Source organism: Mesorhizobium sp. M0678, from assembly GCF_040320505.1.
In the GTDB taxonomy this organism is placed as follows: Bacteria; Pseudomonadota; Alphaproteobacteria; order Rhizobiales; family Rhizobiaceae; genus Mesorhizobium.
Genome location: NZ_JAMYPT010000002.1, coordinates 110,984 through 127,959 on the forward strand (window position 1 = coordinate 110,984; position 16,976 = coordinate 127,959).

Annotated in this window: 18 protein-coding genes and 1 pseudogene; 8 read left to right on the forward strand and 11 right to left on the reverse strand. The window is 62.6% G+C overall.

The features are described 5' to 3' along the window. Positions 1-40: 40 nt before the first annotated feature. Positions 41-208 (reverse strand): hypothetical protein, encoded by a 168-nt coding sequence (locus NKI29_RS03975; RefSeq protein ID WP_352455979.1) that lies wholly within the window; start codon positions 206-208, stop codon positions 41-43. Positions 209-301: 93 nt separating this feature from the next. On the opposite strand from NKI29_RS03975, the gene NKI29_RS03980 reads away from it, so the two are divergent. Further along, on the forward strand, positions 302-802 hold the full coding sequence (locus NKI29_RS03980) for a MarR family winged helix-turn-helix transcriptional regulator (RefSeq protein ID WP_023677479.1): 501 nt from the start codon (positions 302-304) through the stop codon (positions 800-802). On the opposite strand, the gene phhA is transcribed toward NKI29_RS03980, so the two are convergent. Next, a complete protein-coding gene (phhA, locus tag NKI29_RS03985; RefSeq protein WP_023677480.1) occupies positions 797-1,630 on the reverse strand; it encodes a phenylalanine 4-monooxygenase in 834 nt (277 codons plus the stop codon). The genes NKI29_RS03980 and phhA overlap by 6 nt on opposite strands. A gap of 140 nt (positions 1,631-1,770) precedes the next feature. Between phhA and NKI29_RS03990 the strand changes: the two genes are divergently transcribed. Both NKI29_RS03990 and bchE read left to right on the forward strand, forming a co-directional pair. Next, positions 1,771-2,247, forward strand: a complete 477-nt coding sequence (locus NKI29_RS03990; protein ID WP_023677481.1) for an Lrp/AsnC family transcriptional regulator — start codon at positions 1,771-1,773, stop codon at positions 2,245-2,247. A gap of 102 nt (positions 2,248-2,349) precedes the next feature. Next, positions 2,350-3,887 (forward strand): annotated as a pseudogene (gene bchE, locus NKI29_RS03995) (magnesium-protoporphyrin IX monomethyl ester anaerobic oxidative cyclase). Between the two features lie 19 nt (positions 3,888-3,906). Here bchE and argB read toward each other — a convergent pair. Continuing rightward, entirely contained in the window at positions 3,907-4,800 is an 894-nt protein-coding gene (argB, locus tag NKI29_RS04000; protein WP_023677482.1) for an acetylglutamate kinase, read from the reverse strand. Between the two features lie 96 nt (positions 4,801-4,896). Then, positions 4,897-6,393: an amidase gene (locus tag NKI29_RS04005; RefSeq protein WP_352724653.1), complete on the reverse strand. Its 1,497-nt coding sequence runs from the start codon at positions 6,391-6,393 to the stop codon at positions 4,897-4,899. Between the two features lie 126 nt (positions 6,394-6,519). Between NKI29_RS04005 and NKI29_RS04010 the strand changes: the two genes are divergently transcribed. The 4 genes from NKI29_RS04010 (at position 6,520) to msrB (ending at position 9,197) form a co-directional block, all read left to right on the forward strand. After that, entirely contained in the window at positions 6,520-7,059 is a 540-nt protein-coding gene (locus NKI29_RS04010; protein ID WP_023677484.1) for a sigma-70 family RNA polymerase sigma factor, read from the forward strand. Continuing rightward, positions 7,056-7,760: an anti-sigma factor gene (locus NKI29_RS04015; RefSeq protein WP_352795702.1), complete on the forward strand. Its 705-nt coding sequence runs from the start codon at positions 7,056-7,058 to the stop codon at positions 7,758-7,760. Before NKI29_RS04010 ends, NKI29_RS04015 begins: the two co-directional genes overlap by 4 nt. A 204-nt stretch (positions 7,761-7,964) precedes the next feature. Then, entirely contained in the window at positions 7,965-8,522 is a 558-nt protein-coding gene (locus NKI29_RS04020) for a fasciclin domain-containing protein (RefSeq protein ID WP_023677486.1), read from the forward strand. A gap of 174 nt (positions 8,523-8,696) precedes the next feature. Continuing rightward, positions 8,697-9,197, forward strand: coding sequence for a peptide-methionine (R)-S-oxide reductase MsrB (msrB, locus tag NKI29_RS04025; RefSeq protein WP_023677487.1), 501 nt, complete (start codon positions 8,697-8,699; stop codon positions 9,195-9,197). A 126-nt stretch (positions 9,198-9,323) separates the two neighbouring features. On the opposite strand, the gene NKI29_RS04030 is transcribed toward msrB, so the two are convergent. Both NKI29_RS04030 and NKI29_RS04035 read right to left on the reverse strand, forming a co-directional pair. Continuing rightward, positions 9,324-10,877: a DHA2 family efflux MFS transporter permease subunit gene (locus tag NKI29_RS04030; protein WP_245274730.1), complete on the reverse strand. Its 1,554-nt coding sequence runs from the start codon at positions 10,875-10,877 to the stop codon at positions 9,324-9,326. A gap of 68 nt (positions 10,878-10,945) precedes the next feature. After that, positions 10,946-12,124, reverse strand: coding sequence for an HlyD family secretion protein (locus tag NKI29_RS04035; RefSeq protein WP_023677489.1), 1,179 nt, complete (start codon positions 12,122-12,124; stop codon positions 10,946-10,948). A 143-nt stretch (positions 12,125-12,267) separates the two neighbouring features. Between NKI29_RS04035 and NKI29_RS04040 the strand changes: the two genes are divergently transcribed. Further along, positions 12,268-13,017 (forward strand): TetR/AcrR family transcriptional regulator, encoded by a 750-nt coding sequence (locus tag NKI29_RS04040; RefSeq protein WP_023677490.1) that lies wholly within the window; start codon positions 12,268-12,270, stop codon positions 13,015-13,017. A 21-nt stretch (positions 13,018-13,038) separates the two neighbouring features. On the opposite strand, the gene yihA is transcribed toward NKI29_RS04040, so the two are convergent. From yihA to rpmH, 5 genes are all read right to left on the reverse strand, one after another. Then, on the reverse strand, positions 13,039-13,698 hold the full coding sequence (yihA, locus tag NKI29_RS04045; protein WP_031211985.1) for a ribosome biogenesis GTP-binding protein YihA/YsxC: 660 nt from the start codon (positions 13,696-13,698) through the stop codon (positions 13,039-13,041). Next, on the reverse strand, positions 13,695-14,333 hold the full coding sequence (locus NKI29_RS04050) for a CatB-related O-acetyltransferase (RefSeq protein WP_023677492.1): 639 nt from the start codon (positions 14,331-14,333) through the stop codon (positions 13,695-13,697). The genes yihA and NKI29_RS04050 overlap by 4 nt, the downstream gene beginning before the upstream one ends. A gap of 143 nt (positions 14,334-14,476) precedes the next feature. Continuing rightward, positions 14,477-16,300, reverse strand: coding sequence for a membrane protein insertase YidC (gene yidC / locus NKI29_RS04055; RefSeq protein WP_023677493.1), 1,824 nt, complete (start codon positions 16,298-16,300; stop codon positions 14,477-14,479). A gap of 13 nt (positions 16,301-16,313) precedes the next feature. Continuing rightward, positions 16,314-16,667, reverse strand: a complete 354-nt coding sequence (gene rnpA / locus NKI29_RS04060) for a ribonuclease P protein component (protein WP_023677494.1) — start codon at positions 16,665-16,667, stop codon at positions 16,314-16,316. A gap of 23 nt (positions 16,668-16,690) precedes the next feature. Next, positions 16,691-16,825, reverse strand: coding sequence for a 50S ribosomal protein L34 (rpmH, locus tag NKI29_RS04065; protein WP_008833937.1), 135 nt, complete (start codon positions 16,823-16,825; stop codon positions 16,691-16,693). Positions 16,826-16,976: the final 151 nt, after the last annotated feature.

Consider the following 16,976-nt stretch of genomic DNA (forward strand, 5'->3'; position numbering starts at 1 on the left):
TAAGCCTTCTGCTGCATTCAACCGCGCCGCTGCCAGACTGTCAAAATCCGAAGATGGCGATGCGGAACAGCAGGGCGGCCGCCGCCACCGCCACCAGAGCGATGCCAAGGCCAATGGGAGAGCCCCAGCCATACCACTCCATCGCCAGCTTGGCATATTTGAACTCCTCGGCCGGTGTGAGTGGGCCGCGCGTCGGGGTCTGATTCATGTTTCACTCCTTGCAGGCTGCGACAGGCCTTGCCTTGCGCCTGATGCAGCATATTACTATAATGGACGTAATGTTAGGCAGATTGATAGTTAGATGGTCGAAATAAATTCGTCAAGCATGAATCGGGCCGACATGAAGACCGCCATCAGCCTTGCCATTATGGGCTGGCAGGACGCGACGCAGGCTTATGACGAGGCAGTGGGCGATAGGCTTGGGCTGAGTATGGCGGAACGCCATTGCCTGGCGCTGCTCTATGGCGGCCCGCGATCGGCTGGCGAGGTCGCGGCCGCAACAGGATTGACGCCGGCCGCGGTCACCGCGCTGATCGACCGGCTGGAGGCGCGCGGCCTGCTGACACGAACGCGCAGCCTTGAGGACAGGCGCAAGGTGGTCATAGAGGCGACGGAACTCACGCGAGAACTATCGACGCGCTATTATGGCGCGATCGCGCAGGAGGGGGAAAAGGTGATCGCCACATTCAGCGACACTGAGCTCGCCACGATCCTGCGCTTCGTCACGGCGTCCCTCGACCTTCAGCGCGACCAACTGGCCCGGCTGAAGGCCGAGGCGTTGGAAACAGCCGACAGCCTATAGGCTCGCCGGGTCGAGCGCTGGCTCGCCTTTGCGGCGCGCCACGATCGCCGCAAGATCGGCGGTCTCGAAAGCATCACGCAGGGCGTCGAACGACGGCAGCACGAAATAGGCGCGCTGGAACTTATCGATCTCGTAGCCGGTGCGCATTACGGTTTCCAGGTCGAAGGGGACATGGTGCGCCTCGCCGCCTTCGACCGCGAACTGAAGCTCGGTGAAGGATGACATCAGCCCGGCACCGAAAGCCTTCAGCGGCTGGCCCGGCTCGCGTATCAGCCCGTATTCGACGGTGTACCAGTAAAGCCTGGTGATCATCTCGTCGCCGCCGAGCGCAATCACGCTGTCGGCCTTTTTGCCATACATCTGCATGAAGTCGGCAAAGACCGGCTGCGTCAGGATCGGCACGTGACCGAAGAAATCGTGGAACATGTCGGGCTCGACGATGTAGTCGAGCTCCTTTTGGGTTCGCAGCCAGTTGGTGACCGGGAAGCGGCGGTTGGCGAGGTGGTCGAAGAACGGCTGGGCGGGGATGAGCCCCGGCACGGCGACGATCTCCCAGCCGGTGAGCTTGCGCAGCTTCTCGCTGACCGCACCGAAATCCGGGATCTTGTCGAGAAGGCCGAGCGCCGCAACGCCATCGAGATAGGAATGGTGGGCGAGCTTCCTGGTCAGCTTCGTCTGGCGGTCGCACAGCGTGCGCCACACCGCCTGTTCTTGGTCGCTATAATTGTAGCCCTGCGCCACGGTGAAATCGGCACGGCAGACCGAATAATCGCCGCGAAGGCCTCGCGCAGCGCATTCGCGGGCATAGTCGGCAACGTTCATTGTCATGGCTTGCTCTCCCTGGAAATCATGATCAGCGGATTGCCGGAAATTCTAGCGGGATGGCGCGAGGCAAATCAGCTTTGATGGTGGCTCAAATGCGGGGTTGGAGGTAAAAGACTCCACGGTCGAGCTTTGGGAGAGTGAAAATGCCTCAGTTTGATGAATTCGAGATCAAGATGCTCGACATCCTGCAACGCGACGGGCGCAAGCCGGTCTCCGAATTGGCGCAGGAGATTGGGCTGTCGACGACACCTTGCGCGCGGCGCTTCGAGGCCCTTCAGCAAGCGGGCATCATAAAGGGCTTTGCTGCGGTGCTCAGCCGCCGCGCCGTCGGGCTGATGGTCGAAGTGTTCATCCAGGTGCGCCTCGTAACCCACAGCGACGGCTCGCCCGAAACCTTTATCGCCGCCGTGCAACGCATGGACGAGGTGTCGTCGTGCTGGACGATGACTGGAGACTACGATTTCCTGCTGCATGTCATGGTGCCGTCGGTCGACGAGCTCAATGCCTTCGTCATGCACCGGCTGATGCGGCTCGAAGGCGTGCGCGACGTACACACGCAGCTTGTGCTGCAGAACATCAAGGGACCCGGCCATGTCCCGCTTGCACATCTCAGACGATAGGCATTTCTGCGGAAAAGCTGCACACAAACTGCTGAAGCGAGCCAATCTCCAGAGCTAGATCGCCGACTACGACATGCGGACCGCCATTGCATAAGGCCCGCCATGAAAATCGTCTTGATCAACCCGCCGCATACCGCCATCGGCAGCCGTGTGCCGGACGACCATCTGCCGCCGCTCGGCTTGCTGGCACTGGGCGGTCCGCTGATCGACGCGGGACATCAACTACGGCTTGTGGACGCCGAATTCGGGCCGATGGCGCTTGCCACGCTGGTCCGGGACGCCTTGAGCGACCATCCCGACTGCATTCTGATCGGCCATTCCGGCTCGACCTCTGCACATCCGACAGCCCTGCTGATCGCCGGCATGGTCAAGGACATCGAGCCAGCGACAATCCTGATTTATGGCGGCGTGTTTCCGACCTATCACTGGCGCGACATACTGGCCGAAACGCATGCCTTCGACTTCATCGTGCGCGGCGAGGGCGAGGCGACAATCGTCGCGCTGGTCGAAGCGCTTGAGAAACGCAAGCCGCTGTCGGACGTGGCGGGGATCGCTTTTCCTGACGATTCGCGCCGTCCTTTTGCCACCCGGCCGGCAAGGACGACGCCAATTTCGACGATTACCGCATCGGCTGGGAACTGATCGACTTCAGCCGCTATAGCTATTGGGGAGACAAGCGTGCGGTGGTCATGCAGTTCTCGCGAGGCTGTCCGCATCTGTGCAACTATTGCGGCCAGCGCGGCTTCTGGACGCGCTGGCGGCACCGCGACCCCGGGAAGTTCGCGCGGGAGATTGCCTGGCTACACCGCGAGCATGGCGTCGAGCTGATCAACCTTGCCGACGAGAACCCGACGTCGTCCAAAAAAGCCTGGCGCGCCTTTCTCGATGCGATGATCGCCGAGAATGTGCCGGTGCTGATCGTCGGCTCCACCCGCGCCGACGACATCGTCCGCGACGCCGACAGCCTGCATCTCTATCGCCAGGCCGGCGTCATCCGCTGGCTGCTTGGCATGGAAAATACCGACGAGCAGACGCTTGCATTGATCCGCAAGGGCGGCAGCACCTCATCCGACCGCGAGGCGATACGGCTGCTGCGCCTCAATGGCATCTTGTCGATGGCGACCTGGGTGGCCGGTTTCGAGGACGAAAGTTTGCGCGACCTCTGGCGCGGCTTCCGCCAGCTGATCGCTTATGACCCCGACCAGATCCAGGCGCTCTATGTAACGCCGCACCGCTGGACGCCGTTCTTCAGGATTGCCAGGGACCGCAAGGTGATCCAACTGGACGCCCGCCTGTGGGACTACAAGCACCAGGTGCTGCGGATGACGCGCCTCAAGCCGTGGATGTTGTTCTTCGCCATCAAGCTGATCGAACTGGCCGTGCAGTCGCGGCCCAAGGCGCTGGCGCGCATCCTGTTCCACAAGGATCCGGAGCAACGGCATTCGATGCGCTGGTACACCAAAATGGGCCGCCGCGTCTGGTTCCGCGAAGTCTGGGGCTTTCTGGTCCGCGACCGCCGCCTGAAAAATGGCCCGACGCTCGCCGAATTCTGGGGCGCGCCGCAAGACGAGGAAGAGGAATCGATGGTTGTCGAACGCCTGTCGCGTCAGTCCGTGACCGCTATTTCGCCAAACGCCTGAGCCCCTCAGACACCCGGCCTCACGGCACGATCAGCGTGCCGGCGCCGTGTTCGGTGAACAGCTCGAGCAGCACCGCATGCGGCGTCTTGCCGTTGAGGATGACGACGCCTGCGACGCCGCGCTCGATTGCCTCGATGCAGGTCTCGACTTTGGGGATCATGCCGCCCGAGACAGTGCCGTCCTTGATCAGGGCCTTGGCCTCGGCCACGGTCAACTCGTCGATCAGCTTCTTGTCCTTGTCGAGCACGCCGGGCACGTCGGTAAGGAACAGCAGGCGCGTCGCCTGGCAGGCGCCGGCGATGGCGCCGGCAAAAGTGTCGGCGTTGATGTTGTAGGTATGGCCGTCGCGGCCGGGCGCCACCGGCGCCAGCACCGGGATCATTTCGGACCGCGCCAGGAGGTCGAGCAATGTGCGGTCGACCTCGACAGGCTCACCAACGAAGCCCAGGTCGAGCACCCGCTCGATGTTGGAATCCGGATCGATCATGGTCTTGCGCGCCTTTTCGGCAAACACCATGTTGCCGTCCTTGCCGCACAGCCCGATCGCCCACTCGCCCTCGGCATTGATCAGCGCGACGATCTCCTTGTTGATCGACCCGGCCAGCACCATCTCGACAATCTCGACGGTCTTCTGGTCGGTGACGCGCAAGCCGCCCTCGAATTTGGATTCGATGCCCATCTTGCTGAGCATGGCGCCGATCTGCGGCCCGCCGCCATGCACGACGATCGGGTTGACGCCGGATTGTTTCAAAAGTGCGATGTCGCGGGCGAAAGCCTTGCCGAGCGCGATGTCGCCCATCGCGTGGCCGCCATATTTCACCACGACCGTCTTGTTCTCGTAGCGCTGCATATAGGGCAGCGCCCTTGAAAGCAGCGCGGCCTGCATTTCGGCGGTGGCGGCGACATCCGTCATCGGCGTGGTTCCCAGCTTGGCATGAACGGCGGCGTCTTAGCGAGAATTGGACGAGGGGGCAAACGGCTTTGCTGTCACGATCGATCAAATCACCGCCTATGCCGGCCGCTGCAGCGGCGCCCGTCGGCCCAGCCAGCCCGAGATCCTTTCCATCTGCGCGGCGAACGACAAAAGCGTTTCCTCGTCGCCGGGGCGGCCGGCGGCCTGGACGCCGAGCGGCAGGCCGGCATCGGTGACGTAAACCGGAAGCGTGATCGACGGTTGCCCGCTGACGTTCTGGATCGCCGGCCAGTGGGTGAACCACAGGCTCTTGTCCATCAGCTGGCCGAATAGCGGCTTGAACTTCAGCAGGCCGGCGAGGCGCAGTCTGTCCAGAACATTCTCGATGAATTCGTCGGCGCCTTTCGGGTCCATGGTGCCGCAGGCGAGCGGCGGGTGCGCGATGACAGGCATCAGCACTGCATCATAGTGCGCGGTTTCGGTGATAAGCCGGCGCGAGGTTGCGTGCAGCCGCTGCAGGCCGGCATAGATTTCGCCGGCCGAGAGAATTTCACCGAACCGGCTCATCACGCGCGTGGCGCGTTCGATGTCGCCTGAGATGGAGCGGCCGACGCGCAAGGCCTCGCCACGCATCGTGCCGGCCACCGCCGCAGCGACGGTTCTGGCGAAATCGGCGATGAAATCGCGATCGATATAGGGCAGGTCGATCTCCTCGACGCTGTGTCCGCCTTCGCGCGCCAGCCCGATCGCCGCATCCAGAGCTTTCAACGTCTCTTCCGATATCGGCAGGCCGAGCGGCGATTTTCGATAGAAGGCGAGCTTGAGCTTGCCCGGATCGCGCCCGGCGGCCGCAGTGAAACTGCCGTTCGGCGAGGGTGCCGCGTAGGGCGACAGCGGGTCGGGCCCGTGGGTCAGGTCGAGCAGCAGGGCCGTATCGCGCACCGAGCGGGCCAGCGCATGGTCGACGACGAAGCCGTACCAGCTTTCGGTGACGAGCGGCGTCAAGGGTACGCGGCCGCGCGAGGTTTTCAGCCCGATCAGCCCGGTACAAGCCGCAGGCACCCTGATCGAGCCGCCGCCATCCGAGGCATGTGCCACCGGCACGACGCCGGCCGCGACCAGCGCAGCCGCACCGCCTGAGGAACCGCCGGTCGTATGCGCGGTGTCCCATGGGTTGCGGGTGATGCCGAAAGCCGCCGATTCGGTCACCAGCCTCAGCCCGTGTTCGGGTGCGGTGCTGGTGGCGATCGGAATCAGGCCGGCGGCCAGATAGCGCTCCGTCATCACCGAGCTGAAATCGGGGGTGAAGGCCGGGATGCGGCTGCCGCCATGCGTCGGCACGCCCTTCATAGCGATGCCAAGATCCTTCAGCGCAAAGGGCACTCCGGCAAACGGCAGCTTGCGATCGACGGTTTTCGCCCGCGCCCGCGCCGCCTCATAGAGCGGTTCGGCGATGGCGTTGATCTCCGGGTGGGTGGCCTCGGCCCGGGCGATCGCCGCATCGACGAGATCTTGCGGTGTAATCTCTCCCTTGTGCACGAGTGCGACCTGGCCGGTTGCGTCATGCTCCCACAGAACCCGCTCGATCGACATGGTCGCCCTCCCGCTCATTGCAAGCTAGCGGGCGGCGATTTCATTGGCAATCGACGCTGGCGCTGCCGGTGCGCAAGACCATTTCAGTCGTTGCAAATACATTGCAATCGCCTAATTTGGCGGCGGATGACGCCGCAGGACATCAGCAACCTGATTGTCCGGACTTCGATGAAGGACCGGGCTGCGTTCGATCTGCTCTACCGGCAGACCAGCGCGAAACTTTTCGGCGTCTGCCTTCGTGTATTGAAGGATCGGGGAGATGCAGAAGAGGCGCTTCAAGAGGTCTTCGTCAAGATATGGACGAAGGCGGACCGTTTCGCCGTTTCGGATCTGAGCCCGATCTCTTGGCTGGTGGCCATTGCGCGCAATCATGCGATCGATCGGATCAGGGCGCGGCGAGAGCCTGCCGCCTATATCGATGCCGCGCTCGACGTGGCCGATCCGGCGCCGGGGCCGGAGGCCATGGCCGTGGCGGGCGGTGAGTCCGAACGCATCTACCATTGTCTCAAGGAATTGGAGAAGGACCGGGCGGCGGCCGTCCGGGGCGCCTATCTGGATGGCAAAAGCTATGCCGAACTGGCGGAGCGCTATGGCGTACCGCTGAACACGATGCGGACCTGGCTGCGCCGCAGCCTGTTGAAACTGAGAGAATGCCTGGAAAGATGACGCTGGCTGACGACAATGGACCGGAACGTGGGGGCGACGACCTGTTCGCCGCCGAATACGTTCTTGGCGTTCTGGCCGCCGATGAACGCGAGATCGCGTCGCGCCGCATCGATGCGGACGCCGCCTTCGCGCGCCTTGTCGATGCCTGGGAGGCGCATCTTTCGCCGATGGCCGCCGCCTATCCGGAGACAGAGCCTCCGATCAGGGTCAAGGAAGCATTGGACCGCCGGCTGTTCGCTGCAGAGCCGCGCGCCGGCCGGTGGTCGAGCCTTGGCTTCTGGCGCGGTCTTGCCGCCGCCGCCATTGCGGCGCTGGCGATCTACATCGCCGTGCCTTACTTCCGCCCGTCCACCGAACCGCCGCAGGCGCGGCTTGTCGCCTCGCTGGCGGCCGAAGGCAGCGACGTCAAATATCTCGTCGTCTACGATGCCGCCCGTCACGAGGTCGGTCTTTCCCACGTTTCCGGCGAGCGGGCCGCCGGCAAGGACTTCGAGCTGTGGATGATCGAAGGCAAGAAGGCGCCGGTGTCGATGGGCGTCATCCCGGCCGGTGCGACCGCGCATTTGGCCATCCCGCCCGCCGTCCAGGAGAAATTGGCGAAAGGCGCCGTGCTTGCGGTCAGCGTTGAGCCTGCCGGCGGTTCACCGACCGGCCAGCCGACTGGACCGGTGGTCGCAGCGGGCGATCTGAAGAGCATCTGACCGCTTCTCATCTCCGGAAGCAGACCTGAAATCTATCTCCCGCGATTGAAACGCCTGCAAAGCTTGTTGGCGGCTGTCGATCCGCGCCGGGCAAATTGCAGCGACAAATATTTTTTTGCGGAGAGGACGAAACTCCAGCATTTCTATCGCGTATCTCCTTGCGTTCCCAAATGAGGGGAACGATAACCCGAGGAGATTGAAATCATGCGTAAATTCGCCACCCTTTTGCTTGCCGGCACGGTCGCCATATCCGCGCTCGCCACCATTGCCTATGCTCAAAATCCGATGGTCGGCGGCGCCGCCATGTATGCCCAGAAAAACATCGTCGAAAATGCTGTCAACTCGAAGGACCACACGACGCTGGTCGCTGCCGTCAAGGCAGGCGGCCTGGTCGATACGCTGCAAAGCGCTGGCCCCTTCACTGTGTTCGCGCCGACCAACGAGGCCTTTGCGGCACTTCCAGCCGGCACGGTGGAGACGCTGCTCAGGCCTGAAAACAAGGACAAGCTCGTCAAGATCCTGACTTGCCATGTCATCGGCGCCAAAGCGATGGCCGCCGACGTCGCCAAGATGGTCAAGAACGACGGCGGCACCCACAAGGTCAAGACGGTCGGTGGTTGCGAACTGTCGCTCAAGGCCGACGGCGGCAAGGTCACCGTGACCGACGAGAACGGCAACGTCGCCAATGTGACCATCGCCGATGTCGAGCAGTCCAACGGCGTCATCCACGTCGTCGACAAGGTTCTCCTGCCGAAGATGTAACAAACGCACGCTGCCGGCGAAGATATCACTAAGGGCCTCCCTGCGCACACTCCGCGCCGTTCACGCAAGATGTGGATAGGCGCGGAGTCCCGCTTTGAGGACAGCGATCGTCACCGGCTTTTGATTTCCGTGTGGCGGTCGAATTTGGCACAAGCAATGACAGGAGGAATGGCCATGAACCGTCGCGAGCTTCTTTTGAGTGGTGCGGCAGCCATTGGCGTTGTCGCAGGCGCCACCGCGCTGCGCATGGGCGGAGCCCAGGATGCACGCGCGGCTGAGACTTTCGAGGTTACCAAGACCGAAGCCGAGTGGCGCGCCATCCTGTCCGACGCGGCCTTCAATGTGCTGCGCAAGGAGGGCACGGAATACCCGGGCACCAGTCCGCTGCTCAACGAGCACCGCAAAGGCATCTTCGCTTGCGCCGGCTGCGGCCTGCCGGTCTATTCGTCAGAGACCAAGTTCGATTCCGGCACAGGCTGGCCGAGCTTCTGGCAGGAAATCCCGAATTCCGTCGGCAAGACCGTGGACAGGTCTTTGGGCATGACCCGCACGGAGGTCCATTGTCGCCGCTGCGGCGGCCATCTCGGCCACGTATTCGACGACGGTCCGCCGCCGACCGGGTTGCGACACTGCATCAATGGCGTTGCCTTGACCTTCAAGCCGGCGACGGCGTGAGGACGGCTGCGACCCTGACTTTGTCGGAGCGCGAGAGGACTTCGTAATGGTTGATTTTGCGCATGACCCCGAAAATCGCTTTTCGGGGTCATGCGCGAGGGCGCCAGGCGGGGGATCCAGCGCGCCTCAATGGCCTCCGCCACCGCCGCCCTGAGCGGCTGGCTTGCGGATCACCAGGGTGAAGAGCCCAAGCGTCGCGAACAAAACCGTCAGCATGAAGAATACGTCCATGAACGACAGCAGCGACGCCTGCTGCTGGACCATGCCTGACAGTTTGGAGATGGCCGCCTTGGAGGCGTCGAGCCCGGCGGTCTGCTCGAAGTTGAGCGTCATGTTCTGCAGCTTCTGCTGCGCAGCGGCACTTCCCCATTGCACGTGCTCGGAGAGCCTGGCGTAGTGGAAGGCATTGCGGTCGATCAGCACGGTGTTGATGACTGCCAGGCCGACGGCGCCGCCGAGATTGCGGGTCAGGTTGAACAGGCCAGACGCATTCTTCAGCCGCTCCGGCGGCAAGGTTCCGAGCGCAATGTTGTTGATCGGCACCATGCAAAGCATCATAGAGCAGCCGCGCAGGATCTGCGGGATCAGCAGTTCATAGAAATCCCAGTCGGCGGTGAGATGCGTCATCCACCAGGTCCCCGTGGCGAAGCCGAAGAAGCCGATCATCATCATGATGCGCGGGTCCATCTTGTTCGACAGGATGCCGGAGATCGGCGCAGTGAAGAACATGGCCAGGCCGCTGACGAACAGCGCCTCGCCGATCATCATCGAATCGTAGCCGCGGATCCGCCCCAGGAACACCGGATAAAGATAGGTCAGACCGTAGAGGCCGATGCCGACGACGAAGGAGAACAGCGAGCCGAAGGCAAAATTGATATTGCTGAAAGCCCTCAGATCGACAATCGGCTCCTCGGCGGTGAACACGCGCCAGAAGAACAGCACCGCGCCGAAGGTCATGATGACGGCGCAGATGAACACCGCCTGATCCTGCAGCCAGTCGTTGTTGGGACCTTCCTCCAGCACATATTCCATGCAGCCGAGGAAGGCGGCCATGCCGGCAAGCCCCCACCAGTCGAACTTGCTGAACAGCTTGAGATTGGGTTTGTCGAAGTCGATCAGCGACCAGGCGGCCGTCGTCACCAGAATGCCGGGCACGACGTTGACCAGGAACAGCCAGTGCCAGGACATGGCATGGCTGATATAGCCGCCGACGGTCGGGCCGATGGTTGGCGCCAGCGTCGCTACCAGGCCGATCATCGGCGAGACGATGGCGCGACGCGACGGCGGGAAGATGGTGAAGGCGGCTGCAAAGACGCTCGGGATCATGCCGCCCCCGATGAAGCCCTGCACGGCGCGGTAGACGATCATCTGGTCGATATTGGTTGCGGTCGCCGCCAGCGCGCTGGCCGCGGTGAAACCTGCCGCCGAGATTGTGAACAGCACCCGCGTCGACAGCATCCGGCTGAGGAAGCCCGACAGCGGGATCATCACCACCTCGGCAATCAGATACGCCGTCTGCACCCAAGGAATCTCGTCCGAACTGGCGCTCAGGCCCGCCTGGATCTCGGCCAGCGAGGCCGAGACGATCTGGATGTCCAGGATGGCCATGAACATGCCGAACACCATTGCCAGGAAGGCGATGACGCGGCGTGTCGAGATGTGGTCAACCGGCACCGGCATGGCTGGCGTCGGCGCCGATCCTGCAGTTAGGGTTGCGGTCGCCATGACCCTTTGCTCCCGGTTCCGCTTTACTTCGATGCCGAAGGCGCCGTGCGGCTGTCGACGGCGACGACGACGCTCAGGCCGGCGCGCAGCTTGCCCGTCTTCAGCACATCCGCGGGCACGTCGATGCGAACCGGAACGCGCTGCACCACCTTGGTGAAATTGCCTGTGGCGTTCTCCGGCGGCAGCAGCGAGAACACTGCTCCCGAAGCCGGGGCCAGCGACGACACGGTACCCTCGATGTCCTGACCGTCGATCGCGTCGACCGACACTCTGACCTTTTCACCAGGCACCAGCCGGGCAAGCTGGGTCTCCTTGAAGTTGGCGACGATGTAGAGCTTGTCCATTGGCACGATGACGGCGAGCTTCTGTCCGGGGCTGATCAGGTCGCCCTGCTCGACCGAGCGGTTGCCGACCACGCCGTCATAGGGTGCGCGCAGCACGGTGAAGGACAGATCCCGCACCGCCTTGTCGTGGGCAAGCTGCAGCGAGGCCAGCGTGCTTGCCGATTCCGCCCGCTGCGCCTGAAGCACGCCGATATTGGCCTGAGCCGCCGCGATCTGCGCGTCGGCGCCGGCTAGTGCGGCATTGGCTTGCTCGACCGCCGTCTGGGCATCGTCCAACTGGGCCTGGGTACCGACGCGGGTCTTGAGCAACTGGGCGGCACGAACCTGAGCTCGCTTCGCATTATCGGCCGCGGCCTGGTCGGCGGTCTTCTGCGCCTGCGCCTGCTTGAGCGAGGCGCGCGCCGCCTCGGTCTGGGCATCGATGCGGTCGAGCGTCTTGCTCAACGTGGCGATCTGCGCCTCGGCCTGGGCAACGGCTATCTTGTAGTCGCCGTCATCGACGATCAGCAGCGGGTCGCCGGCCTTCACCTGCTGGTTCTCGGTCACTTTGACCTGATCGACATAACCCGAGATTTTTGGCGAGATGAACGCCGTGTCGGCCTGGACATAGGCATCGTCGGTCGTGATCATGAAGCGCCCGTCGGTCCAGTAATCATAGCCATACCAGGCGCCGGCGCCCAGCAGGGCCAGGCCGATGATGGGCAGCAACATCGAGCGCATCGACCGCTTCTTCTTGGCGGGAGCCAGCGGGGTGACGTCGGCGGGCTTGAGAGGGGTTTCCGGCGCTTCGATCGCAGGCTGGACCTTGGCACTGGGGAAGGGGCGGACTTCGGCACTGGTGGGCGCGTTCGAGGACATGATATCTCTCTAAATTAACTGGCGCTGAATTTCGTCAGACTGAACCGTTCGGTTCGATCTCGATATTGACTTAGCGCTTAAAGAGGCCCATATCAAGAGCAATCGAACCGGATGGTTCGAATTATTTTACGAGGTGTGACATTATGGCCGAAGCCCCCAAGGCCGCTCCTTTGCCTGATTCAGGCCCATTGCCCAGCGCCGGCAAGGACCAGTGCGATCTGCTGGACAGTCTGCCGCGCGGCCGCCCGGCCGCGGGGCAAGACCCGGTCAAGCGCAGCCAGATCATCGAGGGTGCGCGCCGTGTCTTCATCGATAAGGGCTTCGAAGCCGCGTCGATGAACGACATTACGCGCGAGGCCGGCGTGTCCAAGGGCACCATCTATGTCTACTTCGCCAACAAGGAAGAGCTGTTCGAAGCGCTGATCGAGGAAGAGCGCGGCACGATTTTCAAGAACATGTACGAAGTGCTCGACCAGATTGGCGACCTTCGCCAGACGCTGGTGAAGTTCGGCATCGTGCTGTCCATGAAGATCACTTCGGCGAGGGTCATCCTAGCGCAGCGGACGGTGATCGGCGCGTCGGAACGCATCCCGGAGCTTGGTGCCCGGTTCTACGAACGCGGCCCGAAGCGTGGCCATGACAGGGTCGTCGTTTTCCTCAACATGGCTATCGAACGCGGCCTGCTGAAGATCGACGACGTCGAGCTTGCCGCCTATCAGTTCACCGAGCTGTGCCTGGCCGGTCTTTTCCGCCAGTGCATTTTCGCCTATCGCACCAAGGCGCCAAGTGCGGCCGAGATCGAACACATCGTCAGGTCGGGCGTCGATGTGTTCCTGAAGGCCTACGGCACCGAACAGCTTGCAGAGCAGGAACGGGTCTCCAGCCCCGCCTGACAGGCTGCCAGGGTCGGTGGCCTATCCGCCATTGGCGGCGAGCACGATCGCCGCACGCAATCCCTCGAGGCCCTCGCTCTTTTCCGACGACGTGGCGAGCACGAAGGGAAATGCCGCCGGGCGTTTCTTGATCTTCTGGAGCGTTTCCTCGATCAGCCGCGGTACCCCCGCCGCCTTGATCTTGTCGGTCTTGGTCAGCACGATCTGATACGACACCGCCGCCTTGTCGAGCAGCGACAGCACCTCGTCGTCCTTGGCCTTGATGCCATGGCGGGCATCGATCAGCACGTAGACGCGCTTCAGCGTCACCCGGCCCTTGAGATAGTCGAACACGAGCTTCGTCCACTCGTCGACCTTTTCCTTCGGTGCCGTGGCGTAGCCATAGCCTGGCATGTCGACCAGCGCCATCGGCGGCAGATCGGCGCCTTCTCCCGAAAATCCGCCAGGCACGAAATAATTGAGCTCTTGCGTGCGGCCCGGCGTGTTGGAGGTGCGCGCCAGCCCCTTTTGGTTGACCAGCGCGTTGATCAGCGACGATTTGCCGACATTGGAGCGGCCGGCAAAGGCGATCTCGGGTGGACCCTCCGGCGGCAGGAATTTCATCGCCGGCACGCCGCGGATGAAGATCCAGGCTCGCGTGAACAATTCGATGCCGATCGTGGTCTTGTTCAACGCGTTCAAACCGCTGCCTCCAGAAGAAAAATGTTGCTGCCACGAATGGCATCGAGATTGCGGCTGATCTTTTCCACCGGCCAGTGCCACCACGCTAGCGCCAGCAGCCGCCGGATGGTCCTGTCGTCGAAGCGCATCTTCACCACCTTGGCCGGATTACCGGCGACAATCGCATAGGCTGGCACATCGTGCGTCACCACCGACTTTGCCGCGACGATAGCGCCGTCGCCGATTTTCACGCCCGGCAGCATCACCGCTTCCATGCCGATCCAGACGTCGTTGCCGACGATTGTGTCGCCACGCACCTCCTTCGACCATGTCGCCGGGTCGAAGCCTTCCTCCCAGCCGTGACCAAAGATGTTGAACGGATAGGTCGAAAAGCCGGACATGGCGTGATTGGCGCCGTTCATGATGAAGCGCGCGCCTTCGGCAATGGCGCAGAACTTGCCGATGATCAGCCTGTCGCCGATGAACGGATAATGATGCAGCACGCATTTTTCGGCGAATTTGTCGGGTCCGTCAGGGTCGTCATAATAGGTGAAGTCGCCGATCTCGATATTCGGCGCCGTCACCAGCGGCTTCAGAAAGCCGACGCGCGTGTGCAACGGGATCGGATGCTTGATCGATGGATTGGGTCCGGTCATATCGAGCTCCGTCGGCAACTGCCAGCCAGGTCAAAATAGCGCGATCCGTCCGGCAGTACCAATCGCTTAATCCAGGCGGGCAGCTTGTGCAAAAAGCCCCGGACGAGCCGGGGCTTTCTGGTTTCGCACTATCGGAGCGCCGGCTATTCCGCCGGCGACGGTTTCTTGCGGAACAGCGCGACCAGATTGTCCCACAATTCGATCTTGGCGCCTTGCCGCTTCATGATCACGCCCTGCTGCAGGATCGACAGCGTGTTGTTCCAGGCCCAGTAGATGACGAGGCCGGCCGGAAAACCCGCCATCATGAAGGTGAAGATCACGGGCATCCACGTGAAGATCGCCGCCTGCGTCGGGTCCGGCGGCGTCGGGTTCATGCGCATCTGCAGGAACATCGTCACGCCCATGATCAGCGGCCAGACGCCGATCATCAGCATGTGCGGCAAGGTAACGGGGATCAGCCCGAACAGGTTGAAAATCGATGTCGGGTCCGGCGCCGCCAGATCCTGGATCCAGCCGAAGAACGGCGCGTGCCGCATCTCGATGGTGATGTAGAGCACCTTGTAGAGCGAGAAGAACACCGGGATCTGCAATGCCACCGGCCAGCAGCCGGCGAGCGGATTGATCTTCTCGGTCTTGTAGAGCTCCATCATCGCCTGCTGCTGCTTCATCTTGTCGTCCGCGTATTTCTCGCGGATCTCGAGCATCTTGGGCTGCACCTTCTTCATGTTAGCCATCGACGCATAGGACTTGTTGGCGAGCGGGAAGAACAGCGCCTTGATGATGACGGTGGTGGCGAGGATCGCCAGACCGAAATTGCCGAAGAATTTGTAAAGCGTGTCGATCAGCCAGAACATCGGCTTGGTGATGAAATAGAACCAGCCCCAGTCGATCAGAAGGTCGAACTGGCGGATATGACGGTCCTTTTCATAGGCGTTGATCGTCGAAACTTCCTTGGCGCCGGCGAATATCTCCGATTCCACGGTCGTCGATTGCCCGGGAGCGATCGTGACCGGATCGGACAGGAAATCGGACTGGTAGCTGTGCGGGTGGGGCCCGCTCTTGAACTCGAAATAAGAGAATTTGGGCTGAAATTCGCGGCCGGCAGGCGGCACCAGGGTCACCGCCCAATATTTATCGGTGATGCCTAGCCAGCCGTCGGTCGACTTGCCTGGCTTGTATTCCTTGTCCGATTCGACCTTGGAGTATTTGTACTCTTGCAGGCCTTCGCTGCCGGTAACACCGATCAGGCCTTCGTGCAGCACATAAGTGCTGGCGATAGCCGGCTTGTCGAAACGGGTAACGCGGCCATAGTTCGACAACGTCGCGGGTGCCGAGCCCCCATTCTGGACCGTGTCGGACACGGTGAACATATATTGGCTGTCGACAGAGAAGGTGCGCTTGAAGGTCAGGCCCTTGTCGTTGGTGAAGGTGAGCGTCACTGGCGTCGCCGGCGTCAGCGTCGCATTGCCGTCGGTCTGCCAGACCGTGTCGGGGCCGGGCAGCCTGCCCACATCCGGCGTGCCGGAAAAGCCGATCTCGGCGAAATAGCCGTTCGGCAGGGACGCCGGGTTGAGCAACGCGATCTCGGGCGAAGTCTTGTCGACCGTCTCCCTGTAATGCTTGAGCCGGAGGTCGTCGAGGCGCGCACCGGTGAGGTTGATCGAGCCTTCGAGGCTCGGCGTGTCGATCTTGACGCGGCTGGTCGAGGCAATCGCCTGGTCGCGGCCGGCGGGCGTCACAGCGTCGCCGCCAGGCGCGCTCGGAATGGCGCCGGGCTGCACCGGTGTTTCGGTGGCGCCCGGGCTGGTGCCTTGGGCGGCCTTCTTCTGCTCCGCCACGCGCTGCTCTTCGATGCGGGCGGCTTCGCGCTGCATCTCGCTGCGCGGCATCACATAGAAATATTGCCAAAGCGCCAGGATCAGCACCGACAGTGCGATGGTGATGAAGAAGTTGCGGTTGTTTTCCATCGAAGCCCTTGGCCTATCGTGTTCCACGCAATCTGCGGGAGAGTTCGGCCTTCAACTGGCCGAACGGAGTCGTAAGCACGTCTTCGCGCCCGACGATGACATAATCATTGCCGGGCACCATGTCATCCGCGGCATGCGTGCGCACGGCCTCTCTCAGCCGCCGCCGGATGCGGTTGCGAACGACGGCGTTGCCGACCTTCCTGGTGACCGTATAGCCGACGCGCGGCGCCTCGCTGTCGCCGCGGCCCAGGACCTCGACGAGGAAAAGCCGCCCGCGGCGCTTTTCGCCACGGCGGACGGCCAGGAATTCCGCGCGCTTCAGAAGCCGCTTGGGATGGGGACCCGTTGGCTTGCCGGTTGCGGGCAACGATCTTGTCTCTCGCTTGGTGCTCAGGCGCTGAGACGCTTGCGGCCGCGGTTGCGGCGGGCTGCGACGACGCCGCGGCCACCTTTGGTGGCCATGCGGGCGCGGAAACCGTGCCTGCGTTTGCGAACGAGTTTGGACGGCTGGTAAGTACGCTTCATTTGTTTAAATACCGCGGGGTGCGGCCCTTCTTGATTCTGTCACTTTGTAACAGGAGCTTTGCCGGGCCGGTTTTGGCGCGATCGAAACCGCGCCGGGACGAATGGCCCGAGCGTGAGCGGGCTTATAGAAAGAAGGGTTTTGGAAGTCAAT